We start from the raw sequence: 26,253 nt of genomic DNA on the forward strand, positions 1-26,253 counted from the left end.
GCATACACAACTAATAAAAGGTGGGATGATTATGAATGAGATAAAATGTAATAGTAATAGACATATAGGTAAATATATATCACTTTTGCATAGAAAAGGGAGCATATTTATAAATAGAGAATTATCAAATTACGGAATAGGATCAGGTCAATTTATGTTCTTATTAGAACTTTATATACAAGATGGAAGAAATCAAGAAGAATTATCTGAAAGATTAAAAATTGATAAAGGTACAACAGCAAGAGCTTTAAAAAAACTAGAAGAGCAGGGGTTTATAACTAGATTAAAAGATGAATGTGATAAGAGATCTAATAAAATTTATTTAACACAAAAAGCTAAAGATGTACAAGAAAATGTATATGATATTCTAGATGAGTGGAATAAAAAATTAAGAGAAAGCCTTAGTAAAGAAGAAGAAGATATAGTTGAAAAATTACTTATGAAAGTATGTAACAATATAAATTTATAGGGAGGAAGATTATGAATAAGAGTCAACAGATTTTAGGAACAGAGTCTATTGGAAAATTACTTATAAAATATTCAGTACCAGCGATTATAGGTATGATGGTTAATGCGCTATATAATGTTGTAGATAGAATGTTTATAGGAAATATACCAGGTGTTGGGCCAATGGCAATAACAGGACTTGGAGTAACAATGCCAATAATGACAATAATACTTGCATTTGGTATGCTTGTTGGTATAGGAGCAACAACTAATATATCAATAAAATTAGGGCAAGGTAAGAGGGAAGAGGCTGAGCATATAGTTGGAAACTCAATTACTTTAGCATTAATTATAGGAGTAATATTAACAGTTGTTGGAACTATATTCTCAGACAGTATACTAAAGGTATTCGGAGCAAGTGAAAGTACATTAATTTATGCTAAATCATATATGAATATAATTTTACTTGGAACAGTATTTAGTATAAGTGCAATGGTATTTAATAATATAATAAGAGGAGATGGAAATCCAAAGTTATCAGCTATAATAATGGCTGTAGGATGTGCTACTAATATAGTATTAGATGCGGTATTAATATTCGGATTTAATATGGGAATACAAGGAGCTGCATTAGCTACAATAACATCTCAAGGTCTTACTGCAATATGGGGATTATCATATTACTTAAAAGGAAAATCTAACTTAAAGTTCAAAAAATCAAGTTTAAAATTAGATATGAATATAGTAAAAATGATTTTTGCAATAGGTTCAGCACCATTTGCAATGCAATTAGCAACAAGCCTAGTGCAAGTTATTAGTAATAATGCCTTAAGAGCTTATGGATCAGACTTAGCAATCGGAGCTATGGCAACTATAAGTTCAATAGTAATGATATTCTTAATGCCATCATTTGGTTTAGTTCAAGGAATGCAGCCTATAGTAGGTTTTAACTATGGAGCTAAAAACTATGATAGAGCTATTAAGACTTTTAAATTATCATTATTAGCTTCAAGTGTATTCTTTATAGTAGGTGCTTTATTAATACAATTTGTACCACAAGTTTTAGTAGGAATGTTTAATAGAGATCCTCAACTTATGGATATAACTGTAAATGGATTAAGAAAATATTCATTTGCATTACCTATAATAGGAATTTCTATAGTGGGAACAAACTATATACAATCATCAGGAAAAGCAAAAGTTGCTATGGTATTAAGTTTATTAAGACAAGTTATAATATTAATACCTATGATTTTAATATTACCTAAGTTTTTAGGATTAAATGGAGTTTGGTTTGCACAGCCAACTGCAGATATAATTGCTTCAACAATTACTGCTATAGTATTAATTAAGGAAATAAGAAGTTACAAAGAAGATAACAATAAAGCTAATGAATTAGAAGTAGAGGCTGTATAATCATAAAAGAAAAGGATATGAGTTTAAATTAAACTCATATCCTTTTTAATTATAATCAGGTTATAATTTCCTGTTACATTAGTTGAACAAGAGGTAAATTTTTTATGCATTTATTTATATCTATAATATATAATTAAGGCAATTTATGGTATTATATATTAAAATAAAAGCTATAAGAAATTAAGTTTTAATGACTATACAACTAGATAAAAGGGAGGAATATGATGAGCAATAACAATGATAATAAGCTAATTGGAGGATTATTAAAAAATGGTCATGTACATAAACTTAAATGTGAAAAGTGTAAAAGTGTATCAGTGCAAATAAGTGAAAATAAAAATCCAGATCTTATTTGTCTTGAATGTGGAGGAAAATGTAAGACTTTATAAGAATATAGTATTCAGTCTATAAAGGAGAGAATTATAACGAAAGTAAGGATTCTCTCTTTTCATATACTAAAATAGATAGAAGTATACTATAATTTATAGTATTAAAAACACAATAATTCGGAAGGGAGTAAATAATGATTGAAGTAAGAGACTTATGTAAATCATTTACAAGAGTAGTAAAAGATGAGAACAAAAAAACTATTAGTAAAAATATAAAGTTAAAAACTAAGAAAGAAGATTTTTTAGCAGTAAATAATGTGTCTTTTAAATGTGGTAAAGGAGAAATAATTGGAATACTAGGTCCAAATGGAGCTGGTAAAACTACATTACTAAGGATGTTAGGCGGTATTTTAACTCCAACATCAGGTGAGATAAAAATAGCTGGATATGATTATTCTGAGGATAAAAATGCAGCTAAAAAAGAAATAGGATACTTATCAGGTAATACGAAGTTATATAATAGACTTTCACCAAGGGAACTTTTATCTACTTTTGGAAGTTTATATAATATGGAAAAAGATGAAATCCAAAAATCTATAGAAGAGATAATAAAAGTTATGGACATGGAGAATTTTATAGATAATAGAATAGAAAACTTATCAACAGGTCAAAATCAGCGTACATCAATCGCTAGATGTCTTATACATTCACCTCAAGTCTATATATTTGATGAGCCAACCCTAGGTCTTGATGTAATAAGTAGCAAATCCATAATAGACTTTATGAAGAGTGAAAGAGATAAAGGTAAAACAGTATTATATTCGACTCACTACATGGAAGAAGCGGAAACATTATGCGATAAAATATATATGATTCATAAGGGTGAGTTTATTGCTAGTGGAAGTTGTGAAGAATTAAAGGAAAAGTATAATACAAATAATTTAAGAGACATATTTATAAATCTTGCAAGCCAAAGAGGTGATTTACTTGAGGATTAAGATGATAAAAGCAATATTTAAAAAAGAAATGATAGATATACTTAGAGATAAGAAAACTTTGTTTATGGGAATTGTACTTCCTATAATTTTATATCCGGTACTTATGATTTTAATGACTCAAATATTATCAGCGTCTATGAATAATATAGAAAGACAAGATATAAATATAGCTTTTGACAAAAATCCAAGTTCAAATTTAATTTCAGCCATAGAAGATTATTCAGATGATGAGACAGGAAAAATTAATATTATTGAATCTAAGGACTATAAAAAAGAATTAGAAGATGGCTTAATAGATGCTTATATAGAAGTAAAGGAAAATGATAAATTAGAAGATTACAGTATTTATATAAACTCATCAAAAGAGAATTCAATGACTGTTGTAGATAAATTAGAAGAAATTTTAGATGAATATAAAGTAAATATTACCGAAGCAAAGTTAGAATCAGAAGGGCTAAATATTAATGAGGTTTTAAATCCTATTGTATATAAAACTGTTGACGTAGCTAAAACAGAGGAGATAGCAGGATTTTTCTTGGGTCAAATTTTACCAGTAATACTTATTATAGGAATACTTTTAGGTGCTATATATCCAGCAATAGACTCTATGGCGGGAGAAAAAGAAAGAGGTACTCTAGAAACTTTATTTACATTACCAATAACTAACCTAGAATTAGTAATGGGTAAATATATGGCAGTATCTTTTTGTGCAATAGTAACAGCAATACTAAATATTTTATCAATTCTTCTAACTCTAGGATTTTTATTAGCAAGTGGGGGTATGGTAGAAGGAATATCTATGGGAAGCTTTGATGCAGGGCAACTAATAATTCCTTTAATAATAACATTAATATGTGTATGTTTATTTGCTATGGTAATATCAGCAGTAAGTATGTGTGTGTGTTCTCTTGCAAAAAGTTTTAAAGATGCACAGAACTATATAACACCAGTTATGTTCTTAGTTTTAATACCTTCATATGTATCTATGATACCAAATATAAAGCTAAATGGTATAACAGCTATAATACCAGTAGTTAATATATCACTTCTTATCAAAAGTGTACTAAGCTTTAATGCCAATATTAGTTTAGTAGCAATGGTATTTATATCTAACTTTACATTTGTTATATTAGCAGTAATTCTTTTATCTAAGATGTTTAACTCTGAGGAAATTTTATTTGGAAGTAGTAGAAGCTTCTCATTCTTAGAAAAAAGATCTAACATTAAAAAAGGAACGATGCCAAGTATCAGTGATGGTATAATTTTATACGCATTTGGATTAGTATTACTTATATATGTTGGAAGCTTAATACAACTAAAGTTTGGTATGGCTGGAATAGCTATGACTCAAGTAATGATTATAGGCCTACCATTACTATTTGCATACTATATAAAATCAGATTTTAAAAAAGTATTTAGTTTGAATTTACCAAAAGTAAAACATATATTTGGGGCTATAAGTCTTTGGATAGGAACATATGTTGTGGTTATGATTATAACTCAAATCTTATTATACTTATTCCCACACAGTATGGAAGTAGTAGAAGGACTAAATGATGCATTATTTATAAAAGATAATCTAATATTAAATATACTTATAGTAGCTGGTATGCCAGCTATATGTGAAGAAATGTTCTTTAGAGGATTTCTTTTAAGTTCATTTAAGAATAGTAAAAAATCATACAAGGGTGCAATAATATTTACAGGAATTTTATTTGGATTTATGCATATGGACTTTATAAGAATGATACCAACAGGTTTACTTGGGATTTCATTTGCATATGCAGTGTGTAAGACAAATTCAATATATATAAGTATGTTTATGCATTTCTTAAATAATGGATTTGCCGTAGTAGTTAGTCATTTTGCAAATAATTTAGAGCAAACAGAAGTAGCAACAACATCAGTTGGAATGAGTATAGGGCAAGTATTAATTTATTTAGTTGTAGGTTTAGTTTTTATTTTTATAGGATCAAGATTATTCAAAGATAAAAATAGACCTTCAGAAGGGAAAAGCATATAAAATAATATAGAAAATTGTCGCATTTTAGATAACCTTGAATAGTATATATATTAAGAGAGAGATTTCTCTAAATATTATATTAAAAGGTGGTTGATAGATATTTATGAAAAATAATAGAAGAGGTTTATGTAATAAAAATAATAAAAAATCTTGTGGATGTAACTCATCAAATTCTGTTAGCCCAGCTAATACTTGTAGTCAATTCAAGCAATTAGCAAATGAAAAATGTGAAAGAGCAGAACGTTTAAACTGTCAAGCGAATAAAGTTGCTCAACAAGCAGTAGCTGCAGAGCAAAGAGCAGAAGCCTTAAAACGACAAGCTATTGAAGAATGTCAAAGAGCTAACGAACTTTGGGATCAATATAATCAATTAGCAGATGAAGGTATATGTTTAATGCAACAAGCCCAAGCATGTTTAGCTAAAAGCGTAGAATGCTATTCTAACTTATATGAAGATGTAGAAGGGTGTAACGTAGAAGACTTTGGTGGTACAGTAAGTAACTTAAATAATTCCAATGGATGTAACTGTGGATGTTGTAATAGATAATAAATTTAAATAAAAAAATACCTAGAAATTTCTAGGTATTTTTTTATTTAAACTTATTATATTGGGATAATTTTTATTTTAAATTTAGTATTTATTTTAACTTATTGATTACAAAAAGTGTATTTAATAAAAAAATATATTGCAAAATAAATTGTATTATTATATTATTGTATTAAGTTAATAATACAAAGAGGTGATTAAGATAAGCTGGGAAATTGATAATAATAAACCTATTTATATACAGTTATTAGAGCAAGTAAAACTGAAAATAATTTCAGGAGAGATACCTATTGGTTCCAAGTTAGATTCAGTAAGAGTTTTAGCTCAAGATGCAGAAGTTAATCCAAATACTATGCAAAAGGCTTTATCAGAATTAGAACGTGAAGGATTAGTTTTTAGTAAAAGAACTAGTGGAAGATATGTAACTGATGATAAGGAGAAAATAGAAAGTATGAGAGATGAAATGGCAAAGATACATATAAATTCTTTAAAAGAAACATTAAAAAAATTAGGATATGGCCAAGGTGAAATTATAGATCTTATAAAGCAAAATTTAGAGGAGGAATAATAGTGGAGAATATAGTAACATTCAATAATGTAAGAAAAAGCTATGGAAATAAAGAAGCTTTAAAAAATATAAACTTAGAAATACCAAAGGGGAGAATTGTAGGGTTACTAGGGCCAAATGGAAGTGGCAAAAGCACCATGATTAAACTTATAAATGGTTTATTAACTCCAAATGAGGGGGAAGTTTTAATAAAAGGAATAAAACCATCTAAAGAAAGTAAGAAAATAGTATCATACTTACCAGAAAGAACATATTTAAATGACTGGATGAAAGTAAAAGATATAATAGAATTTTTTAAAGATTTTTATGCAGATTTTGATGAGGAAAGAGCCAATGCAATGCTAAAAGATCTTTCAATAGACACAAATGAAAAACTTAAAACCATGTCTAAAGGAACAAAAGAAAAGGTACAATTAATATTAGTTATGTCTAGAAAAGCAGATATTTATATACTAGATGAACCTATTGGAGGAGTTGACCCAGCAGCGAGAAGTTATATTTTAAAAACAATATTAACTAACTACAATGAAAATAGTACACTTCTTATAGCGACGCATTTAATTAGTGAAATAGAAAATATATGTGATGATGTAATATTTATTTCAAAAGGAAACATAGTTTTACAAGGTCAAGTTGATGAAATAAGAGAAGAAAAAGGTAAGTCGATAGATGCTTTATTTAGGGAGGAATTTAAATGCTAGGGAAGTTAATGAAGTATGAATTAAAGGCTTGTGGAAGAACATTTTTACCACTATATGGAGCAATATTATTAATGTCAGTAATTGCTGGACTTAGTATGAATATGGGAATATTCCAAATATCAGGTCTCGCAACAATAGTTTTATTTGGGCTTTTTGTTGCTTTAGGTGTTCTAACAATAATGATTACTATACAAAGATTTAGAAGGAATTTATTAGATGATGAAGGATATCTGATGTTTACCTTACCTGTAACGTCAAAGGAATTAATATTTTCTAAATACAGTGTAGCACTTATATATACAATATTAAGTAGTATAGTTTCTGTATTATCATTTATTATTATTGTATTAATTCAAAGTATAGATAGCATTTCTTTTAGTGATTTATGGTATGATTTATCTAGATCGTTATCAGAACTATCACCTGTACAAGATATATTAATATATACTGTAATTTTAGCTTTTATATTATATACAATTTTTATTTTAACTTTATATTTATCGGTATCTATGGGTCAGTTACCGATATTTAACAAACATAGAAATATAGTTGCATTCATAAGCTTTTTTGTTATAAATATAGTTGTAGGAAAATTATATGAGTTAGTATCAATGTTATTTAGAGGTAGCTTAGAAGATTATTTCGTGAATATTTCTATAAGTGAATCATCGGATCTTAATGTTTTACTGTCAGAATTTGGTAATATGATTTCTCCAATTTTTATATATAATATAGTGATCCATGTTATATTTGCAGTTATATTATTCTTTGGGATTACTTATATATTAGATAAAAAACTTAATTTAGAGTAATATTTAATAAGGCGTGTATTAAAATTTATTTAGTACATGTCTTTTTATTTTGAATAAAATATAACTTTTGTAATATAGTGGAATATGCAGATTATAGAAACTTTTTGTAAAAAATACATATAATATAGATTGAGGAGGTGTTTTATGAATTACAGACATTTATTTGACGGAATAGATGAGAAAATTAAGCTGATCGATGGATCTTATGTATCCCCTATTAATTTTGATAATGGAGCAACTACACCACCTTTAAAAAGTGTAACAAAATTGATTCAAGATAATATAAAGAATTATGGTCCAATAGCAAGGGGCGTAGGTCCAAAAGGTGAATTTTGTACTAATGAATTTGCAAAATCTAGGGAAACTATATTAGATTTTTTTAATTTAAAAGAAAGTGATACTCATACTGTTATATATACAAAGTCTGATACAGAATCTTTAAATATATTGGCAAATTTATTGGTTAAAAATAAATATGATATGGTTTTGACAACTAGAATGGAGCACCATGCAAATGATTTACCATTTAGAGGTGTAGGCAGAGTTGTTTATATAGATGTAGATAATTTAGGAAGAATAAATATAAATAATATAGAAGAAGAACTTATTAGAGCAGAAGGAAAAATAAAACTAGTAACTATAACTGGAGCATCTAATGTAACTGGATATTTAAATCCTATTCATGATATTGCAAAAATAGTTCACAAGTATAATGCTAAGTTAATAGTAGATGCAGCACAGCTTATTGCACATGTAAAAGTAGATATGAAAGGGAATTCTAAAGATGAAGAAATAGATTTTCTAACTTTTTCTGCTCATAAAGCATATGCTCCATTTGGTGGAGGTGCAATAGTAGGCTTAAAAAGATATTTAAAAGATTCTAGACCATTTTTATCTGGAGGAGGGTGTGTTGCAGGAGTATTTGATGAAAGTGTAATTTGGGCTCCTATTCCAGAAAGATTTGAAGCAGGAACACCAAACTTCTTTGGTGTTATAACTATGGCAAAAGCATTAAAAGACTTAAAGGAACTTGGCTTTAGTAATATAGAATTACATGAAAAAGAAATTAAAGATTATCTAATAGAGGAAATGAAAAAGATTGAAAATGTTATATTATATGGAGATATAAATAATACAAGTGATAGATTAGGAGTAATAACCTTTAATGTAAAAGGTAAGAATTATGAAGACGTTGCTGTTAAAATGGCCAATGAAAAAGGTATTTCTTTAAGATGTGGTAAGTTTTGTGCACACCCATATGTAAATAGATTGTTAGGTGTAAGTGATGAAGATGCATATAAGGATATAGTATCAGGTGAGCAAAATTATGGAATGATAAGGGTTAGTTTGGGGTTATATAATACAATTGAAGAAGCTAGTAAATTTATAGATGAATTAAAATTAATCGCAAATAACTAAAAGAAATAAAATATTAAATTCTTAAAATTAATATTACACATAAGCATAAGCATAAATTTCATTTTTAGCAAAGTTAATTTGCAAGAAAATGGATTTGAGCTTATGCTTTTCTGTATTTTATGTAAATTTTACCATACATTAGGTAGAATCATTGCTATTTAATTCTTTAATAGTTTATAATGAAAGCAAGTAAGACGTAAGAAAGAGGAATTGGCCAATGATTAATATAGCTATATGCGATGATGATTTGATAACTTTACATAATACCAAGGAATTGATTGAAGAATATAAGATAAAAGAGTTTAATATAAAAACTTATAGTAGCGGAGAAGAGTTACTAAAAAGTAGAAACGAATTTGATATTATATTTTTAGATATAGATATGGGAGGTATTAATGGTATTGAAACTGCAAAGAGGATAAGAGTTTATGATAAAAGAGTAAAAATAATTTATGTTACTAACTATACGGACTATACACCTATGGCATTTAGTGTTCATGCATTTGGATACTTAGTAAAGCCTTTGAAGTTAGAAGATGTGCATCACCAGCTTAATGAAGCTCTTTCTTATATGAAAGAAGATAAAGAAGAGTTAGTAGAATTTATTACTAATGAAGGCTTAGTTAGAATTAATTTAAATAAAATATATTATTTTGAATATCAATCAAGAAAAGTTCTTATGAAAACTAATGATAAGATATATACTCTTAAAGAAAAAATATCAGATATAAGTTCAAGAATGAAAATTCATGGATTTGAAATGCCGCATAAAAGCTTTGTTGTAAATTTATACAATGTAAAATCTATTAAAGGTTATGATATATTCATGATGGATGAAAGTGTAATTCCACTATCACAAAAGAAATCTACAGAATTTAGAAATACTCTCAATATCTACCTTAGTAATCATATTGAGAAAAACATAAGGGGGTAAGTATCATAAATAATTATATCGATATAATTGCTTTTTTAATACTACCTATAATAGGAAGCATATTTATAGTTTATGCTTGTTTTGATTTTATGAAAAAGGTAGATAGAAATATATACAAACATAAAATATTATATTTGATTGCATTTATTATTTTTAATATTGTACTATTATTTACTGCTATGTCAGGAAAGTTAATTATGAATATAATAGGATTTACGTGTGGAATAGTAGTAATAGGACATTTTTTATATAATGATTCTAAAATTTATTTACTATATTACTGTATATTTTCAATTTGTTTTTTACTTATAGATATACTCTTAACAATAGTGATACAAGTATGTATTTTAGCTACTGGAGCATACTTTACTAGTATAGCATATTTACAAATTGTTGTTATTTTTATAATTAGGATAGTAGAGTATGTCTATATATTATTATTCATAACATTTATTAATAGAAGAAAAGCAAAGAAAATAAGCATAGTACAAAGTTTAAGATTTTTAGTAATACCTGTATTTAGTGTAGTTTATATATTGACTTTAGTCTCAATATTACAAATTTATGCCGGATTTCAAGAGTCTGTATTGTTAATAGTTAATATAGTACTAATATTAATATTAAATATTTATGTTACTCATATATTTGATGCTATATCAAAAAATAATATTCTACAAAATGAAATTAATTTATATCATCAACAAAGTAAGTTGCAGCATAGATACTATGATAATTTAGAAAGTAAGTATATGCAGTCTAGAAAATTAATTCATGATATTAGAAATCATTTACAATCAATTGAAAGATTATATGAATTAAAAGATAATGATAGAGCAAAAGAATATACAAATGATATACATATGATGCTTAATGAACTAAACCAAAAATATTATACAAGTAATAGAGTATTAAATGTAATTTTAAATGATAAGTTTCTAAGCATAAAAAATGCTAATATAAAATTAGATTATAAAATAGGAGATGTAAATCTTGATTTTATAAGAGAGATAGATGTGACTACAATTTTTGCAAATCTTTTAGATAACTCTATAGAAGCAGCAAGTAAAGTTGAAAAAAATAGATTTATTAATTTTTATGTAAATCAATTTAATGATTTTGTAGTTATAAAGATAATAAATTCTATGAAAGATATACCAATTAACAAAAATAATAGATTTAAAACTACTAAAAAAAATCATGAAGGACTTGGTATTGAAAATGTTAGAAAAACATTAGAACAATACGAAGGAACTATGGTTGTTGATTATACAGAAGACGAGTTTAAAGTTAATGTTGTAATTCCAATTTAATAATTTAAAGGAGTAAGTGTATGATAGAAAATTCAGTTATAATGGGTCTGGCATTTAGTGTACTATCAGCTTTAGTATTACCTTTAGGGATATTTGTTTACTGCATTTTTTCAAAGAAAAAAATATTAAAGCCTTTTATTATAGGTGCTTTAGTATTTTTTATATCTCAGATTGTATTAAGAATACCTATTATATCTTATATATTACCAAATCAAATTTGGTATATTAAACTAAGCACAAATCCATATTTGTATGGAATATTCTTAGGATTAACAGCAGGAATATTCGAAGAAGTTGGAAGATATATCGGATTTAAGTACTTATTAAAGAAAAAGCATAGATATATAGATGGTATATCTTTTGGACTTGGTCATTGGGGAGTAGAAGCGTTACTGATAGTGGGAGTAAATGCAGCCTTATTCCTTGGTGGTATAATAGCAATTAAAAGTGGAGTTGACTATAATAGTTCTAACTTACTAAATATAATTTTTAATCAATCTGCATCGATAACTACAGTAAATGCTTTTGCAATGGGTCTAGAGAGAATGTTTACAATGAGCATACATGTAGCATTATCTATGATTGTATTATATGGAGTAAAATCTAAGCAAATTAAATATCTATTTATTGCAATATTACTTCATGGAATTGTTGACGCAGGAGTAGTAATTTTGCCTCAAATATTTAATTTAAATATAGTGGGCATGGAAATATATGTATTCATATGGTCTTTACTATTTTTATATTTTATATTGAAAATTAAAGATTTATATAAAAATATAGATGACTTGAAATATGAATCACAAATAAAAGACTAATTTATGGGGGAGAAGTAAATGAAAAAATTAAAGTTATTATTAGTAATTGTCTTAGGTTGTGTAGGATTAATAGGTTGTTCAAGTAGTAAGCTTAGTGATGCTTTTGACGAGGCAAAATTAAAAACTACTTCACAAGAAATAATTCAAATGCTATGCAAAGAAGAATATGACAAAATAGAAGATCATATGAGTAAAGAGTTAAAAGATGCAGGAGCAACGCAGCAAATAAAAGATGCATGGTCTACGGTATCAGGAAAATTAGGAGCTTTTGATTCATATGAAAAGGAAGCTGTAGTAGGTAAGGACAATCAAGCTACAGTTGTAACAATAACTAAATTTGAAAATGGTAAAGTTCAATTTACTATATCATACAATGAAGATATGGAACTAACTGGTTTTTATATTAAATAATATATAATAATAAGCACAGGTTAAATGAAAATCTAGTCATCTAACATGTGCTTATTATTTAATTACTTAGACTTACGTCTTTTCTTTTGTGCATTAGCATAAAATGGAGTTTTACCTTGAGGTTTATTTCCTTGTGCATTTGGTTTAGTATTTTTAGCTGTAACTTTTGGCTTACCTACTTTATTTTTTATATCATCTTTTATCTCTTTTCCAGATAAAGTATCTAATACTAATTTTTTTATAGTTTTAGCATCTCCAGATTTATTTATAAATCCATTAGAACTTTGTGTAGCTATAGCTAAATCATAGTAGTCTACACCTTTTATTTCGTCTTTAAAGTTAATGTAAAAGCTATATTTACCACATTTACTATGTATCATTAATGTTTCTTCATCAAGTCCAATCTTAGAGAATAAACTTAAATCATCAAATTGTAAAAATTCCATAAAATCACCTTTTTTCTTAAATTTATGTATAGTATATGAATATAACATATATTATACTATAAAATCTCATTAATAAATAAAATTTAATAAAAAACGAAAAGAATGAATCAATAAGGACAAGCTCTTTTTATATATAATTATAATAATATGTAGTAAAGTCATAATAATTAATTTATATTTGCATAAACATAAGTATTCTTTTTAGTATATAAAATTTATGTAACACATAGTATTACTAAGATGTCATTATATAAATTTAAGTTCTACTTAATAAGTTAGTTATTTGTATAGGGAGGTACTTTATGAAGTTTGGAGATAGAGTTTTATATAATGGTGAAGACTATAGATCTTTAGGTGTATACTTGCATGAAGTTAATTCTAAGGAGGCAATTATAAAGCTAGATAATTCTACGGAAAAAGTTATAGTAATGAAGAAGTATTTATCATTTATTAAAGGTATGGAGAATATGGACTTGATTCAAGCTATGATTATTGCTGATTATATATCAAAGGAAAAATATGATGGACATTATACTTTGATGGCTTTTACAACTGGATGTAGATTTTGCTTTGGAACATTAGATAAGATAAATTATAATACAACAAGTCTTATGGCTTTTGGTAAAACTGTAGAGGAAGCTATTGGGAAAGCTATAAAATATAATATTGATACAGATAGTATAATGAATAAAGAAGATAAGATGTACAAATGATTTTAGATATAATCACGTATTAAAGAGAGTCGTATATATTACAGTGAATATAAATAAAAAGAGCTTATTAGATTAATTAAAATCAAAATAAGCTCTTTTTATTTAATTTATTTTAGTTATTATTTTTCATTCAAATCTTCGTTATTTAAAATCTTCATGAATTCTTCTCCAGTTATTGTTTCTTTTTCAAGGAGATAATGAGAAAGCTCATGTAGCTTATCTATATTATCTTTTAAAATATTGCTAGCTTTTATATGTGCTTCTTTTATTATATTTAAAACTTCTTCATCGACCTTAGATGCAGTTTCAGATGAACATGTTAATGATGCATCTCCTCCTAGGTACGGATTATTTACTGTTTCCAAGGCAACCATACCAAATTTTTCACTCATACCAAATCTAGTTACCATAGCACGTGCAATTTTAGTTGCTTGTTCTATATCATTTGATGCTCCAGAAGTAACAATATTAAAGATTATTTCTTCAGCAGCACGGCCACCAGTATAAGTAGTTATTTTGTTAAAAGCATCTTCTTTTGACATAAGTACACTTTCAGACTCAGAAACTTGCATAGTATATCCTAAAGCACCAGAAGTTCGAGGTATGATTGTAATTTTGTGAACTGGGTCACTATTAGTTTGTATAGCAGCAACAAGCGCATGACCTATTTCATGATAAGCAATAATCTTTTTTTCTTTATTAGATATAACTGCTCCTTTTCGCTGATATCCTGCTATTACAACTTCTACAGCTTCTTCAAGATCTCTTTGTGATACTAAATCTCTTTTATCCTTAACAGCTGCTATAGCAGCTTCGTTTACAATATTTGCAAGCTCAGCTCCAGATGCACCAGAAGTAGCTCTTGCTATTACATTGTAGTCTATATCATTTTCAGTTCTCACATTTGCAGCATGAACCTTTAATATAGATTCGCGTCCAGCTAAATCAGGCATTTCAACAGGGATACGTCTATCAAAACGACCTGGTCTAAGTAAAGCTTTATCTAAACTTTCAGGCCTATTAGTAGCAGCTAGTATTACAACTCCTAATCCACCATCAAAACCATCCATCTCTGTAAGTAATTGATTTAGTGTTTGTTCGCGTTCATCATTTCCACCCATACCGCTACCATTATCACGTTTTTTACCTATAGTATCGATTTCGTCAATAAATACTATACATGGAGCTTTTTCTTGAGCCTGTTTAAATAAATCTCTTACTCTTGCAGCACCCATACCAACAAACATCTCTACAAATTCAGAACCCGAAATAGAAAAGAACGGAACATTAGCCTCACCAGCTACAGCTTTAGCAAGTAACGTTTTACCAGTACCTGGAGGACCAACTAAAAGAGCACCCTTAGGCATCTTAGCACCTATTTCCTTGTATTTTTCAGGATTATTTAGAAAATCTACAATTTCAGTAAGGGCCTCCTTGGCTTCATCCTGACCAGCAACATCTTTGAACGTTTTACCAGTTTGAGCTTCTACATAAATTTTAGCATTACTTTTTCCAAATTGCATTGCACCTGGTCCACCCATTCTCTTAGCTAACATTCTAGAGAACATTTGCCCAAGTAATGCAAAAACTAAAATAGGACCTATCCATGTTAGTAGGAAATTTACTATTGGAGAACTTTCTTTTGGTATTGACTTAGAGAATGTTACTCCAGCTTTTTCTAGCCTATTAACTAAATCAGGGTCATCCATTTTACCTGTAATGTATATTTTGCTATCTTTTGGGTTTGAAGAAGTGAAGACTATCTCGTTGCTTTGTACTTCAACATCTTTGACTTCTTTTTTATCAAGCATTGTAATAAATTTTCCATAGTCAACTTCCTCTGTATGTAATGATCTCATGCTTGGGAAGAAAAAAGCATTTAGAAGCATTACTATTAATAAAGTCGTTATGTAATAATAAATCAGTGGCTTTTTTGGTTTTTTATTATCATCCATATTTTTAATCTCCTTAAAATAATGATTATACTAAAATATTGCAATGATTAATTATTTGAAATTGAATCTATTTATTGTTATATATCATAATATATTTTATGTAAATTTACAATATAAACACATTATATTATATAAGTTTATCATAAATATAAATAAAAAAAGTAAGATATATAAATATAATATATTTATTGATAACAGAATAAATAGTATATACACTATAAGTAAGAGGGTATTACAATTATTACTAAATAATTGTAATACCTATATATTAAAAATATAGTTGCAAGGACAACTAAATTTATGCATAACTTTATTAGGAGGATTAACTTTATGATAATTGACCAAACACAAGACAGAGAAAATAAGATGGGCGTTATGTCTATTAATAAGTTATTAATTACTATGTCTTTGCCCATGATAATATCAATGTTAGTTCAAGCTTTGTATAATGTGGTAGATAGTATGTTCGTATCTCAAATAAGTGAGAATGCTTTATCTGCCGTATCATTAGCATTTCCACTACAAAATTTTATGATAGCAGTAAGTACAGGAACTGGTGTTGGAATAAATGCGGTTTTATCTAAGGCTTTAGGTGAAAAAAAATATGATGAGGTAAATAGTGCTGCAAATAATGGTATATTCTTGGCTGTGCTAAGTTATATATTATTTTTAATAATTGGGGTATTTTTCACAAGGTTTTTTTACGAATGTCAAACTGATATTACAGAGATAATAGAAGGTGGATATTCATATTTAATGATTTGCACTACTTGTTCTTTTGGGTTATTTGGGCAAGTTGTTTTTGAAAGGCTTATGCAGTCCACAGGAAAGACATTTTATACTATGATTACGCAAGGATTAGGTGCAATAATTAATATAATCTTAGACCCTATATTAATATTTGGGCTATTTGGGTTTCCTAAATTAGGTATAGCAGGTGCTGCTATAGCAACTATAATTGGCCAAATTATTGCTATGTTATTAGCTTTTTACTACAATATTTCTAAAAATGATGAAATAAAGATAAGAATAAAAGGATTTAAGCCAAATTTTGAAACTATAAAGAAAATTTATTCGGTAGGAATACCTTCTATAATAATGGGTTCAATTGGATCAGTAATGACTTTTGGAATGAATAAAATTTTATTAGTATTTACATCTACAGCTACAGCCGTATTTGGTGTATATTTTAAACTACAAAGTTTCGTATTTATGCCGGTATTTGGAATAAATAATGGAATGGTACCAATAATATCTTACAACTTTGGTGCTCGTAACAAAGAAAGAATGATTGATACTATGAAAATAAGTATAATATATGCAGTTTGTATAATGATTATAGGTTTTATTATTATACAAATTTATCCTAATAGTCTTTTGTCAATATTTAATGCTTCAACATCAATGCAAAAAATAGGAATACCAGCACTTAAAATTATAAGTTTAAGTTTTTTATTTGCAGGTTTTTGTATTATTGTTAGTTCAGTATTCCAGGCTTTAGGAAAAGGTGTACTTAGTATGTTTGTTTCTATTGCAAGACAATTAGTTGTTTTATTACCAGTAGCTTATTTGCTTTCAAAGACTGGGAATTTAAATATGATTTGGTGGGCATTTCCTATAGCAGAGATGGCATCAGTAGTATTGTGTGTTATTTTTTTAAAACGCATTTATTATAATGTTATAAAGGATATATAAAATAAAATGTCTCAGTAAATTTATACTGAGACATTGTTATATAAAAGTAACTATAAATTATCATAAGTAAAATTAAAAAGTTAGATTTTGATAGTCACAGAATTAATTAATTTAGAAATATTTTTTCTATCTACAAAATCAACTGGATGGTCATATGCATTTAACATACTTTTTTCATCATTATTTAAATTTTTCTTAAACATTAATTTCAACTTCATCAATATCATCAGAATTTTATCTAATATAGTAAGAGTATTAAAATTAAATCCTCCTCTTAAATAAAAGAAGTCGATATTCTTTATTTGTTCTTTATTAAAATTGGAATCTTTAATATTATTAACTTCATCATCACTACCAGTGCATAAGCCTGTAGCAAAAACTATAATTTTATGTTTTTTAAAATTATCAATATTTTTATTTATAAAGTCAATACCATTTATACTGCCAGCATATAATCCACCACCATAAACTATTGTATCGTACTTATTTATATCTTCAATTTTTATCTCTTGTAATTCATATATTTCTGCATCTAAATCTTCGGCTATGAATTCAGCATATCTTTTAGTAAACCCAGTTTTTGATTTATATATAACTATAGTTTCTATAGATAACACCCCCTTTGAAAACTCAGCTGAAACTAAGAAGAAAATTAATAGATATATTATGGTATATATAAAGAATATCTCAAATGCTACAAAAAAGAAATTAAAATTAATAAAGATTTTTAAAATTTAGTAATTAATTTGTTATATAGATTATACTATAAAATAAATACAAGAATTATAGTATAGGGAGGTAACCAAATGCTAGGATTAGCACTAGAAGGAGGAGGGGCAAAAGGGGCCTTTCATATAGGTGCAGTCAAGGCTCTTTTGGAAAATGGATACAAGTTTGATGGAGTAGTTGGGACATCTATTGGAGCATTCAATGGAGCACTGATATGTCAAGGAGATTTTGAAAAGGCTTATGATTTATGGATTAATATGGAGCCATCCATGTTATTTGATATAGAAGACGAATATATGAGAAATATTGTTCACAATGGAATCACCAAGGATACTATAAAATATATATCTAGCAAAACTATAAATCTTATTGAAAATAGAGGAATAGATACAAGTAAGATGAGAAGAGTATTGTATGACAATATAGATGAGTATAAGTTAAGAGCATCTAATATAGATTTTGGAATGGTAACAGTATCAATACCTGATTTTAATCCTGTAGAAGTATATAAAGAGAATATACCTGCTGGTAAGATAAGAGATTACATAATGGCAAGTGCAAATTTCCCAGGTTTTAAGTTATATCCTATTGATGGAAAATACTATATTGATGGAGGAATTTATGATAATTGTCCAGTAAACCTATTAATTAGAAAAGGATATAATGATATAATTGCAATTAGAACATCTAAAAGCGATAAATTTACAAATATAGTAAATAAAGACACAAAAATAAGAAGTATTTTAGCTTCAGAAGATTTAGGAAATGCTTTGATTTTTGATAATGACTTGATAAGAAGGAATATTACCTTAGGCTATTTTGATGCTCTAAGAATGATAAAAAATTTAAAAGGGCGAAAATATTATATTGAATCATCTGATGCAGAGTTATTTCTTAACATATTAAATAATATACCAGAAAATGTTATTTTACAGATGGGAGAAACTTTAAAAGTACCTAAGATGGATAGTAAGAGAATGTTATTTGAAAAAATTATTCCAACCATTGCAGATTTACTAAAATTACCAAATACAGCAACCCATGAAGAAATATTTATAGGTTTATTAGAAGTAATTGCCGAGAAGAAAAGTGTTGAAAAATATAATATTTATTCAATAAATGATTTTATAGATTCAATAGAAAAGACTTCACCAATAGAAAGTAGAGATGAAAGAAAAAGAAGGCATTTAAGAGATCTCAAAAAATTGGTTTCAGAGTTACTAGGTAGCCATATGTTAGATGAATTAGCATACGTAGTCTTAGATACTTTACCTATAGAAAATTTTAAAACCAAATAATTATAAAATATATGCATATAATATATAATGTATAAAAATAGGGATTTAAGGTGATTTTATCTTACATCCCTATTTTTATGTTAAGTTCAAAGTTAGATTTATATTTAGATGGTGTACATTTTTTATATTCTTTGAATTTTCTTATAAAATAACTAAAGTTATCAAATCCAACAGAGAAGCAAACATTCATTATTTTAACATCTTCAGTTTTTAATATTTTACATGCTTTTTCTATTCTATACTCGTTAATATATTCTATAGCTGTTTTACCAACCATAGATTTGAAAAACTTACAAAAGTATTGAGGACTCATATTTGCTATTTTAGCTAATTCATCTATTGTTATTTTACTATTATAGTTTTCTTGTATATAATAAATTATTTTTTTTAATATATTAAATTTATCTTTATTATTAGAATTTAATTTATCTTTTTCAATTAGGCAATTTGATTCGATTAAGAAAGTCAGAATCTTAAGAAGAGAAGCCTTTATAGAAATTGACCAGCCTAAAGATTTTTTATCATAATTTTCTGCAATTTCATTAAATTCATATATTATTTTACTTTTTACGTATTCATTATGATCAATTGAGATGGGAAATTTTAATTTACCATTTAAAATAGGTGTAATATAGCAACTTTGGCAATGATCAAATAGTTCAAAAGATAATATTTCTGGTTTAAAAACGATAGCATGATGTAGAGAGGGTTTATTTTCTCTTACATGAATTTCATGTAAATCTCCACTATTTATAAAGTATAAATCACCAGGTCTACCTATAATATCATTATTATTTACAGTAATATTAAATTCTCCTTTTTCTATATAAATTATCTCAATTTGATCGTGCCAATGATATTGTACTGAAAACTCACCTTTAGTATCAATTTGATAATAAACACGTAAAGGAAAAAATGTGTCTCCATGTGTTGAGTTCTCTTTAAGATTTTCTATATTCATATTTAATCTCCTTAACAAGTTAAAATAATGTTATTAATAAATAAAATAGTGCAAGTATTATACTTAATATAAATTATATAATATGATTGTAAGTTAATATTGTACTATTTTCAATATATTACATTTTTAATTATTAAATAGAATGTATGGAATCTATTTAAATTTAAATAAGTAATAAAAAGGGGGATGCTTTATGGAAAAAAAGTGGTGGCATAGTTCAGTAGTTTATCAAATATATCCAAGAAGTTTTAAAGATAGTAATAATGATGGTATTGGAGATATCAATGGAATAATAGAAAAATTAGATTATTTAAAAGAGCTTGGTATAGATGTAATATGGTTAAGTCCAGTTTATAAATCTCCAAATGACGATAATGGATATGATATAAGCGATTATTGTGACATAATGGATGAATTTGGAACTATGGATGATATGGATAGGCTTTTAGATGAAGGGAATAAAAGAGGAATAAAAATTGTAATGGATTTAGTTGTAAATCATACTTCAGATGAACATAAGTGGTTTATAGAAGCTAAAAAGTCTAAAAATAATGAGTATAGAGACTATTATATTTGGAGAGATGGTTTTAACGATAAAGAACCAAATGATTTAGATTCAATATTTAGTGGAAGTGCATGGGAGCTAGATAAAGAAACTAATCAATATTATTTACATTTATTTAGTAAAAAACAGCCTGATTTGAATTGGGAGAACCCTAAAGTTAGAACTGAAGTTTATAAAATGATGAATTATTGGATTGATAAAGGTATAGGCGGTTTTAGAATGGATGTTATAGATTTGATTGGTAAATTACCAGATAATAAAATAACCGCAAATGGACCTAAATTACATGAATATATACAAGAAATGAATAGAGAATCTCTAAAGGATAAAGACTTATTGACAGTAGGAGAAACTTGGGGGGCAACTCCAGAAATAGGAAAAATGTACTCAAATCAAGCTAGAAATGAGCTTAGTATGATATTTCAATTTGAACATATAATGTTAGATCAAGAAGGAGAAGAAAAATGGGATTTAAAGCCATTAAATCTACTAGATTTGAAAAGAGCATTATCTAAGTGGCAAACAGCCTTAGGAGATGAAGGTTGGAATAGTTTATTTTGGAACAATCATGATTTGCCAAGGATAGTTTCAAGATGGGGAAATGACAAAGAGTATAGAGTTAAAAGTGCAAAAATGTTAGCTACACTTTTACATGGTATGAAGGGAACCCCTTATATATATCAAGGAGAAGAACTTGGAATGACTAATGTGAAATTTAATAGTATAAAAGATTATAACGATATAGAAAGTTTGAATATGTACAAAGAAAGAATAGCAAAGGGGTATAAGCATGAAGAAATAATGGAATCTATTTATGCAAAAGGAAGAGATAATGCTCGTACCCCAATACAATGGGATGATAGTGAATATGGAGGATTCTCAAATTCAAAACCATGGATAGATATAAATGAAAACTATAAATATATAAATGCTAAGAATTGCTTGGAAGATAAAAACTCTATCTTTTATCACTATAAAAAACTAATAGAAATAAGAAGAAATAATGAAACTATTGTATATGGCGATTATAATTTATTATGTGAAGAAGACAATAATATATTTGCTTATACTAGAAAGTTAAATGATGATACTATATTAGTTGTTTGTAACTTTTATGAAAATGAAGCTAAATTTAATTATGAATATGGCTTTGAGGATTTAGAAATATTATTGAGTAATTATAGCGATTCTAGTACTAACTTAAGAAATTTAAAGTTAAGACCTTATGAGGCTATTATGTACAGAGTTAAATAATTTTATATAGAAGTAAAAATAGCCTAAAAGATATATGTAAAGATTATCTTTTAGGCCATTTTAATTTTAAACTAATTTAAAATTTTACCATTACTATCTAAATAAAATTGTAAAGGTAGAGGGTGACTTGTAAATAATAATGGTGTTAATGAATATGCATAACTACCGGCTCTTGACACTACTACTATGTCACCCACGCTTGCTTTTGGAAGCATTATATCTTTAGCCATTACATCAGTTGCTGCACATAAATTACCTACTAAATCAACATTTTCTATATTGGAAGAATCTTTTCCTACAATAGAAAAATCAAAGGCATCTCTTGTTGTAAAGAAAGGTTCATATGATTTAGGATTAAGGTCATCATGGGCATAAGTATCAACTAAGCTTACAATTGATGGTCTTAGAAAACCGTTAAGTCCATTTTCAACTATGAGATATTTCTTGCCTCTAGATTCTTTAATATCTACTATATGAGTAACATATTGACCAGATTCACACACTAGAAACCTACCAGTTTCAATTATAAGTCTTACATTAAGATATTCTTTAAATTTTGATATAAGTGAATTACATTCGTAGCTAAGAGCATCTAAATTAAGCGGATTATCATTAAGTAATGAGTAAACTATACCAAGTCCTCCACCAAAGTTAATAAATTCAAGTTCCCATTTCATTGTTTCTTTGCAGAATATAGCTAACCCAAAAACGTTTTCATAATACTTATATAATTTATCATAATCAAGAACTTGGGAACGTATATGTACATGAATTCCAACTATGCTTATATTATCCAAGCTTTCAATAAATGTTTTTTACTAGTAAGTGTTTCTTCATCTACACCAAATTTACTGCTTTCTCCTTTTCCAATATCCATATTGTAATCAGGATTTATTCTTAGACCGACTTTTACATGAATATTTTTTTGTTTTGCAATTTTATTAATTATAGCTAATTCGTTATAACTATCTGCTATTATTATTGACTTATCTAAAGTTTTTTCAATGTCGTTATAGGTTTTACCAGAAGCAGAATATAATATTTTTTCATAAGATAGACCAGTTCTTTGAGATATTAGTACCTCTTCAGATGATGCTGCATCTGCACCAACCCCCTTAGACGCTATAAAATTTACAACAGGATAATAAGGATTAGCTTTTATAGAATATAAGAACTCAAACCCTGGTAATTTTTTTGATAATATATTAATTTGATTGTTTATAACCTTTTCATCGTATATATAAAAAGGTCTTTCATATTTATTCATTAAACTACTAATAACATTAAAATTACTCACCATAAAACTCTCCCTCCAGATTAAAATTTATTTTATTATTTTAATATATATAATTTATTTAATATAAAATAATTGTATCTTTACATTTTACATAATTCAACCTTCAAAATTATTTAATATAAGATAAACCTAAAAAACTGTATTTTTCGAGTAACAAAATATAATATAAATTGAATATAATATAATGATTAAATCCAACTAAGGATATTGAATTGTGGAGGATATTATGGAAATAAGCTTATGTATGATAGTTAAGAATGAAGAAAATGTTATTGATAGATGTTTAAATAGTGTTAAAAATGTAGTAGATGAAATTATAATAGTTGATACTGGTTCTACTGATAATACTGTAGCTAAGGCAGAAAACTTAGGAGCAATAGTATATAAATTTAAATGGATAGATGATTTTGCAGAGGCTAGAAACTATTCGTTTTCAAAAGCTACAAAAGATTATATATTATGGCTTGATGCTGATGATATCTTGGAAGATGATGATGTAAAAAAACTTGAAGAATTAAAAGTAAATCTAGATCAGTCTGTAGACTCTGTTATGATGAATTATGTACTACAGGTAGATAAATATGGAAATAGTATATATTCACTAAAAAGAAATAGATTAGTAAAGAGAAGTAGAAATTTTAGATGGATTGGATATGTGCATGAATACCTAGAAGTATATGGTAATATTATTCAATCCGATATAAATATAGTCCATAAAAAAGATAAAGAATACACTAGTAGAAATTTGGAAATTTATGAGAAAAAAATATCATCAGGAATAGAACTAAGTATTCGAGATATCTTATACTATGGAAATGAGCTTTATGATAATGGTAGATATGATGATGCAATAGAACAGTATGTAAAATTTATTAAGACAAAACAAGGCTGGGTAGAGGATGTAAAAACAGCATGTTATAAACTAGCAGATTGTTATATGTACAAGAATGATAAAGAAAATGAATTAAAGTACATTTTAAAATCATTTGAATATGATGTTCCAAGGGCAGATTTTTGCTGTAGGTTAGCATACAAATTTTTAGAAGAAAATAAATTAGAAGTAGCTATATATTGGTACAGACTTGCACTGAATTCGGCACCTAAGGATGCAAGTGCTAGCTTAATAAATCATGAGGTGTATACTTATTTGCCTTGGATTCAACTTTGTGTATGTTATTCTAGAATGGGAAATATGGAAGAAGCATATATATGTAATGAAATGGCAGCAAAATATAAAGAAGATGATGAATATGTTAAAAATAATAGAGAGTTCCTAAAGGATAAAGTTAATCTATCATTAGGAGAATAAAGTAAAAAATGACGGTATATTACTATATCGTCATTTTTATATGATAAAAAATATAAAGTTATTTAATTTTATTTGTATCTCTATATTTTTTAGGTGTAGTTTTAGTAAATCTTTTAAATATTTTAGTAAAGTAACTTTGATCATTAAAATTTAGCAATACTGATATCTCCAAGATAGAATAGTCACTTGATAATAGAAGTCGTTTTGCTTCTTCTACTTTTTCTTTTAAAATAAATTCACTTATTGTAACACCAACTTCTTTTCTAAAATATCTTGATATATAACTACTATTAAAATTAAGATGATTGCAAATAGATTCCAATGAAATACTATTATATATATTTTTATGAATGTAAGAAATACAATGAGTAATAGTTTTAGGATAATTAATATACTTTAAATTACTTACTCTATCTGCAAAGTCACAAGACATAGTAATCCTTAAATTATTTAAATCATTGACTGTATTAAATTCTTCAATTAGTTGAATATATGAGTCACTAAGTGTATATGCAATCTCTGTATCCATACCTCCATCTATTGCAGCTCGAGTTAGTAATGTAGCAGAGGTAATCAATAAGTTTTTAAGAGATCTCATGGGATTGTTTTTTGCTAAGATACCATAGTTGCCTTCTGAGGGTTCACTCATTATTCTAAGTAGTTTTTCTTTATTTCCATTTCTTATGCAATCCATAATTGTTTTTTCATGAACTATTGAATGATGAAATTCGTCATTTTGCCTAGATAATGAAGCAGAAAGCTCTATATTTTTATTAATTATATTGATTATATTGTCGTTATAATAATTTTCTTTAAGTACAGACTCAAAATTTAGTTTCTTATTGTAAATAAGATAATATGTAAGTATCGAAATATTTACTAATTCACTAAATGTTTTTATAGGTAAGGAGCTATAGTATTTCAATAAAGTATTCTTATCATAGATGGAGACATTATTAGATAAGATACTTTTTATATTTTCTTCAGTAATTGGAGCGTATAGACAAGGTCCTAGAATTAAAGTTCCATAAAATTCGTTATTTATTAAAATACTAATAGATAAAAAGTTCTCCATATAAATTGTAGACTTAATAACTGGTATAGGGTTATACGTATTCAATTCAAATAGTTTTGGTAATATGCTAAAAGTTTCGTTATTTATATTGTAGTATTTAGATTTTGATAATTTTAAGGTTCCAAATTTATCAAAAAAATATAGTGGTAAACCTAGAGTATCAAATATAATATCAAAAATAAAGTCTATGTTTTGGTTAATGTTGTTTGATGATACCATTTAT

The 26,253-nt window shown here is 26.8% G+C and carries 26 protein-coding genes; 19 read left to right on the forward strand and 7 right to left on the reverse strand.

Annotation, left to right across the window (positions count from 1 at the left end):
- Nucleotides 1-31: 31 nt before the first annotated feature.
- The 14 genes from H8923_RS14010 to H8923_RS14075 all read left to right on the forward strand — a co-directional run bounded on the left by H8923_RS14010 (nt 32) and on the right by H8923_RS14075 (nt 12,733).
- Nucleotides 32-469 carry a MarR family winged helix-turn-helix transcriptional regulator gene (locus H8923_RS14010; RefSeq protein ID WP_153972563.1) on the forward strand — a complete coding sequence of 146 codons (438 nt, stop codon included), beginning with the start codon at nt 32-34 and terminating at the stop codon, nt 467-469.
- 11 nt (nt 470-480) lie between these two features.
- Nucleotides 481-1,863 (forward strand): MATE family efflux transporter, encoded by a 1,383-nt coding sequence (locus tag H8923_RS14015; RefSeq protein ID WP_153972564.1) that lies wholly within the window; start codon nt 481-483, stop codon nt 1,861-1,863.
- Between the two features lie 224 nt (nt 1,864-2,087).
- On the forward strand, nt 2,088-2,252 hold the full coding sequence (locus tag H8923_RS14020; RefSeq protein WP_153972565.1) for a hypothetical protein: 165 nt from the start codon (nt 2,088-2,090) through the stop codon (nt 2,250-2,252).
- A 134-nt stretch (nt 2,253-2,386) separates the two neighbouring features.
- Entirely contained in the window at nt 2,387-3,190 is an 804-nt protein-coding gene (locus H8923_RS14025; protein WP_153972566.1) for an ABC transporter ATP-binding protein, read from the forward strand.
- Between the two features lies 1 nt (nt 3,191).
- Nucleotides 3,192-5,213, forward strand: coding sequence for an ABC transporter permease subunit/CPBP intramembrane protease (locus H8923_RS14030; RefSeq protein ID WP_243139984.1), 2,022 nt, complete (start codon nt 3,192-3,194; stop codon nt 5,211-5,213).
- A gap of 103 nt (nt 5,214-5,316) precedes the next feature.
- A complete protein-coding gene (locus tag H8923_RS14035; protein ID WP_153972568.1) occupies nt 5,317-5,760 on the forward strand; it encodes a hypothetical protein in 444 nt (147 codons plus the stop codon).
- Between the two features lie 193 nt (nt 5,761-5,953).
- Nucleotides 5,954-6,328: a GntR family transcriptional regulator gene (locus tag H8923_RS14040; RefSeq protein WP_330596677.1), complete on the forward strand. Its 375-nt coding sequence runs from the start codon at nt 5,954-5,956 to the stop codon at nt 6,326-6,328.
- 2 nt (nt 6,329-6,330) lie between these two features.
- Nucleotides 6,331-7,029, forward strand: a complete 699-nt coding sequence (locus tag H8923_RS14045; RefSeq protein ID WP_187127960.1) for an ABC transporter ATP-binding protein — start codon at nt 6,331-6,333, stop codon at nt 7,027-7,029.
- On the forward strand, nt 7,023-7,841 hold the full coding sequence (locus H8923_RS14050; protein WP_153972569.1) for an ABC transporter permease: 819 nt from the start codon (nt 7,023-7,025) through the stop codon (nt 7,839-7,841). The genes H8923_RS14045 and H8923_RS14050 overlap by 7 nt, the downstream gene beginning before the upstream one ends.
- A gap of 144 nt (nt 7,842-7,985) precedes the next feature.
- Complete coding sequence (locus H8923_RS14055) at nt 7,986-9,260, forward strand: aminotransferase class V-fold PLP-dependent enzyme (protein WP_153972570.1); 1,275 nt, start codon at nt 7,986-7,988, stop codon at nt 9,258-9,260.
- A 217-nt stretch (nt 9,261-9,477) separates the two neighbouring features.
- On the forward strand, nt 9,478-10,194 hold the full coding sequence (locus H8923_RS14060; protein ID WP_153972571.1) for a LytR/AlgR family response regulator transcription factor: 717 nt from the start codon (nt 9,478-9,480) through the stop codon (nt 10,192-10,194).
- 197 nt (nt 10,195-10,391) lie between these two features.
- Nucleotides 10,392-11,504 (forward strand): sensor histidine kinase, encoded by a 1,113-nt coding sequence (locus H8923_RS14065; protein ID WP_187127961.1) that lies wholly within the window; start codon nt 10,392-10,394, stop codon nt 11,502-11,504.
- A 20-nt stretch (nt 11,505-11,524) separates the two neighbouring features.
- Nucleotides 11,525-12,322 carry a YhfC family intramembrane metalloprotease gene (locus tag H8923_RS14070; RefSeq protein WP_153972573.1) on the forward strand — a complete coding sequence of 266 codons (798 nt, stop codon included), beginning with the start codon at nt 11,525-11,527 and terminating at the stop codon, nt 12,320-12,322.
- Between the two features lie 18 nt (nt 12,323-12,340).
- Complete coding sequence (locus H8923_RS14075; RefSeq protein WP_153972574.1) at nt 12,341-12,733, forward strand: DUF3887 domain-containing protein; 393 nt, start codon at nt 12,341-12,343, stop codon at nt 12,731-12,733.
- A 62-nt stretch (nt 12,734-12,795) separates the two neighbouring features.
- Here the strand turns inward: H8923_RS14075 and H8923_RS14080 are convergent, their stop codons facing one another.
- Nucleotides 12,796-13,179, reverse strand: a complete 384-nt coding sequence (locus H8923_RS14080; RefSeq protein WP_153972575.1) for a hypothetical protein — start codon at nt 13,177-13,179, stop codon at nt 12,796-12,798.
- 302 nt (nt 13,180-13,481) lie between these two features.
- Between H8923_RS14080 and H8923_RS14085 the strand changes: the two genes are divergently transcribed.
- Nucleotides 13,482-13,892, forward strand: a complete 411-nt coding sequence (locus H8923_RS14085) for a hypothetical protein (RefSeq protein WP_153972576.1) — start codon at nt 13,482-13,484, stop codon at nt 13,890-13,892.
- Between the two features lie 119 nt (nt 13,893-14,011).
- Here H8923_RS14085 and ftsH read toward each other — a convergent pair whose 3' ends face one another.
- Entirely contained in the window at nt 14,012-15,847 is a 1,836-nt protein-coding gene (ftsH, locus tag H8923_RS14090) for an ATP-dependent zinc metalloprotease FtsH (RefSeq protein WP_153972577.1), read from the reverse strand.
- A gap of 330 nt (nt 15,848-16,177) precedes the next feature.
- On the opposite strand from ftsH, the gene H8923_RS14095 reads away from it, so the two are divergent.
- Entirely contained in the window at nt 16,178-17,542 is a 1,365-nt protein-coding gene (locus H8923_RS14095) for an MATE family efflux transporter (RefSeq protein ID WP_153972578.1), read from the forward strand.
- Nucleotides 17,543-17,622: 80 nt separating this feature from the next.
- On the opposite strand, the gene H8923_RS14100 is transcribed toward H8923_RS14095, so the two are convergent.
- On the reverse strand, nt 17,623-18,159 hold the full coding sequence (locus tag H8923_RS14100) for a flavodoxin domain-containing protein (RefSeq protein WP_317982882.1): 537 nt from the start codon (nt 18,157-18,159) through the stop codon (nt 17,623-17,625).
- A 189-nt stretch (nt 18,160-18,348) separates the two neighbouring features.
- On the opposite strand from H8923_RS14100, the gene H8923_RS14105 reads away from it, so the two are divergent.
- Nucleotides 18,349-19,569 (forward strand): patatin-like phospholipase family protein, encoded by a 1,221-nt coding sequence (locus H8923_RS14105; protein WP_153972579.1) that lies wholly within the window; start codon nt 18,349-18,351, stop codon nt 19,567-19,569.
- A gap of 61 nt (nt 19,570-19,630) precedes the next feature.
- Here the strand turns inward: H8923_RS14105 and H8923_RS14110 are convergent, their stop codons facing one another.
- Nucleotides 19,631-20,530, reverse strand: a complete 900-nt coding sequence (locus tag H8923_RS14110; RefSeq protein WP_153972580.1) for a helix-turn-helix domain-containing protein — start codon at nt 20,528-20,530, stop codon at nt 19,631-19,633.
- A gap of 193 nt (nt 20,531-20,723) precedes the next feature.
- On the opposite strand from H8923_RS14110, the gene H8923_RS14115 reads away from it, so the two are divergent.
- On the forward strand, nt 20,724-22,349 hold the full coding sequence (locus H8923_RS14115) for a glycoside hydrolase family 13 protein (protein ID WP_153972581.1): 1,626 nt from the start codon (nt 20,724-20,726) through the stop codon (nt 22,347-22,349).
- A 71-nt stretch (nt 22,350-22,420) separates the two neighbouring features.
- Here H8923_RS14115 and H8923_RS17545 read toward each other — a convergent pair whose 3' ends face one another.
- Together H8923_RS17545 and H8923_RS17550 are read right to left on the reverse strand one after the other, a co-directional pair.
- Nucleotides 22,421-23,146, reverse strand: coding sequence for a type III PLP-dependent enzyme domain-containing protein (locus tag H8923_RS17545; protein WP_263457712.1), 726 nt, complete (start codon nt 23,144-23,146; stop codon nt 22,421-22,423).
- Entirely contained in the window at nt 23,134-23,649 is a 516-nt protein-coding gene (locus tag H8923_RS17550; RefSeq protein WP_263457713.1) for a type III PLP-dependent enzyme domain-containing protein, read from the reverse strand. Before H8923_RS17550 ends, H8923_RS17545 begins: the two co-directional genes overlap by 13 nt.
- Nucleotides 23,650-23,872: 223 nt before the next feature.
- Between H8923_RS17550 and H8923_RS14125 the strand changes: the two genes are divergently transcribed.
- Nucleotides 23,873-24,955 carry a tetratricopeptide repeat-containing glycosyltransferase family 2 protein gene (locus H8923_RS14125; protein ID WP_243139985.1) on the forward strand — a complete coding sequence of 361 codons (1,083 nt, stop codon included), beginning with the start codon at nt 23,873-23,875 and terminating at the stop codon, nt 24,953-24,955.
- A gap of 58 nt (nt 24,956-25,013) precedes the next feature.
- Here H8923_RS14125 and H8923_RS14130 read toward each other — a convergent pair whose 3' ends face one another.
- The gene (locus H8923_RS14130) at nt 25,014-26,249 is read right to left on the reverse strand and encodes a helix-turn-helix domain-containing protein (protein ID WP_153972582.1); all 1,236 of its coding nucleotides are present in this window, start codon (nt 26,247-26,249) and stop codon (nt 25,014-25,016) included.
- Between the last annotated feature and the right edge of the window lie 4 nt (nt 26,250-26,253).

The organism is Romboutsia faecis (assembly GCF_014323405.1).
GTDB lineage: Bacteria > Bacillota > Clostridia > Peptostreptococcales > Peptostreptococcaceae > Romboutsia_E > Romboutsia_E faecis.

Coding starts and splice junctions, on each gene's coding strand:
- H8923_RS14010 (WP_153972563.1), top strand. CDS start 32: ATGAATGAGATAAAATGTAATAGTAATAGACATATAGGTAAATATATA.
- H8923_RS14015 (WP_153972564.1), top strand. CDS start 481: ATGAATAAGAGTCAACAGATTTTAGGAACAGAGTCTATTGGAAAATTA.
- H8923_RS14020 (WP_153972565.1), top strand. CDS start 2,088: ATGAGCAATAACAATGATAATAAGCTAATTGGAGGATTATTAAAAAAT.
- H8923_RS14025 (WP_153972566.1), top strand. CDS start 2,387: ATGATTGAAGTAAGAGACTTATGTAAATCATTTACAAGAGTAGTAAAA.
- H8923_RS14030 (WP_243139984.1), top strand. CDS start 3,192: ATGATAAAAGCAATATTTAAAAAAGAAATGATAGATATACTTAGAGAT.
- H8923_RS14035 (WP_153972568.1), top strand. CDS start 5,317: ATGAAAAATAATAGAAGAGGTTTATGTAATAAAAATAATAAAAAATCT.
- H8923_RS14050 (WP_153972569.1), top strand. CDS start 7,023: ATGCTAGGGAAGTTAATGAAGTATGAATTAAAGGCTTGTGGAAGAACA.
- H8923_RS14055 (WP_153972570.1), top strand. CDS start 7,986: ATGAATTACAGACATTTATTTGACGGAATAGATGAGAAAATTAAGCTG.
- H8923_RS14060 (WP_153972571.1), top strand. CDS start 9,478: ATGATTAATATAGCTATATGCGATGATGATTTGATAACTTTACATAAT.
- H8923_RS14065 (WP_187127961.1), top strand. CDS start 10,392: ATGAATATAATAGGATTTACGTGTGGAATAGTAGTAATAGGACATTTT.
- H8923_RS14070 (WP_153972573.1), top strand. CDS start 11,525: ATGATAGAAAATTCAGTTATAATGGGTCTGGCATTTAGTGTACTATCA.
- H8923_RS14075 (WP_153972574.1), top strand. CDS start 12,341: ATGAAAAAATTAAAGTTATTATTAGTAATTGTCTTAGGTTGTGTAGGA.
- H8923_RS14080 (WP_153972575.1), bottom strand. CDS start 13,179: ATGGAATTTTTACAATTTGATGATTTAAGTTTATTCTCTAAGATTGGA.
- H8923_RS14085 (WP_153972576.1), top strand. CDS start 13,482: ATGAAGTTTGGAGATAGAGTTTTATATAATGGTGAAGACTATAGATCT.
- ftsH (WP_153972577.1), bottom strand. CDS start 15,847: ATGGATGATAATAAAAAACCAAAAAAGCCACTGATTTATTATTACATA.
- H8923_RS14095 (WP_153972578.1), top strand. CDS start 16,178: ATGATAATTGACCAAACACAAGACAGAGAAAATAAGATGGGCGTTATG.
- H8923_RS14105 (WP_153972579.1), top strand. CDS start 18,349: ATGCTAGGATTAGCACTAGAAGGAGGAGGGGCAAAAGGGGCCTTTCAT.
- H8923_RS14110 (WP_153972580.1), bottom strand. CDS start 20,530: ATGAATATAGAAAATCTTAAAGAGAACTCAACACATGGAGACACATTT.
- H8923_RS14115 (WP_153972581.1), top strand. CDS start 20,724: ATGGAAAAAAAGTGGTGGCATAGTTCAGTAGTTTATCAAATATATCCA.
- H8923_RS17550 (WP_263457713.1), bottom strand. CDS start 23,649: ATGGTGAGTAATTTTAATGTTATTAGTAGTTTAATGAATAAATATGAA.
- H8923_RS14125 (WP_243139985.1), top strand. CDS start 23,873: ATGGAAATAAGCTTATGTATGATAGTTAAGAATGAAGAAAATGTTATT.
- H8923_RS14130 (WP_153972582.1), bottom strand. CDS start 26,249: ATGGTATCATCAAACAACATTAACCAAAACATAGACTTTATTTTTGAT.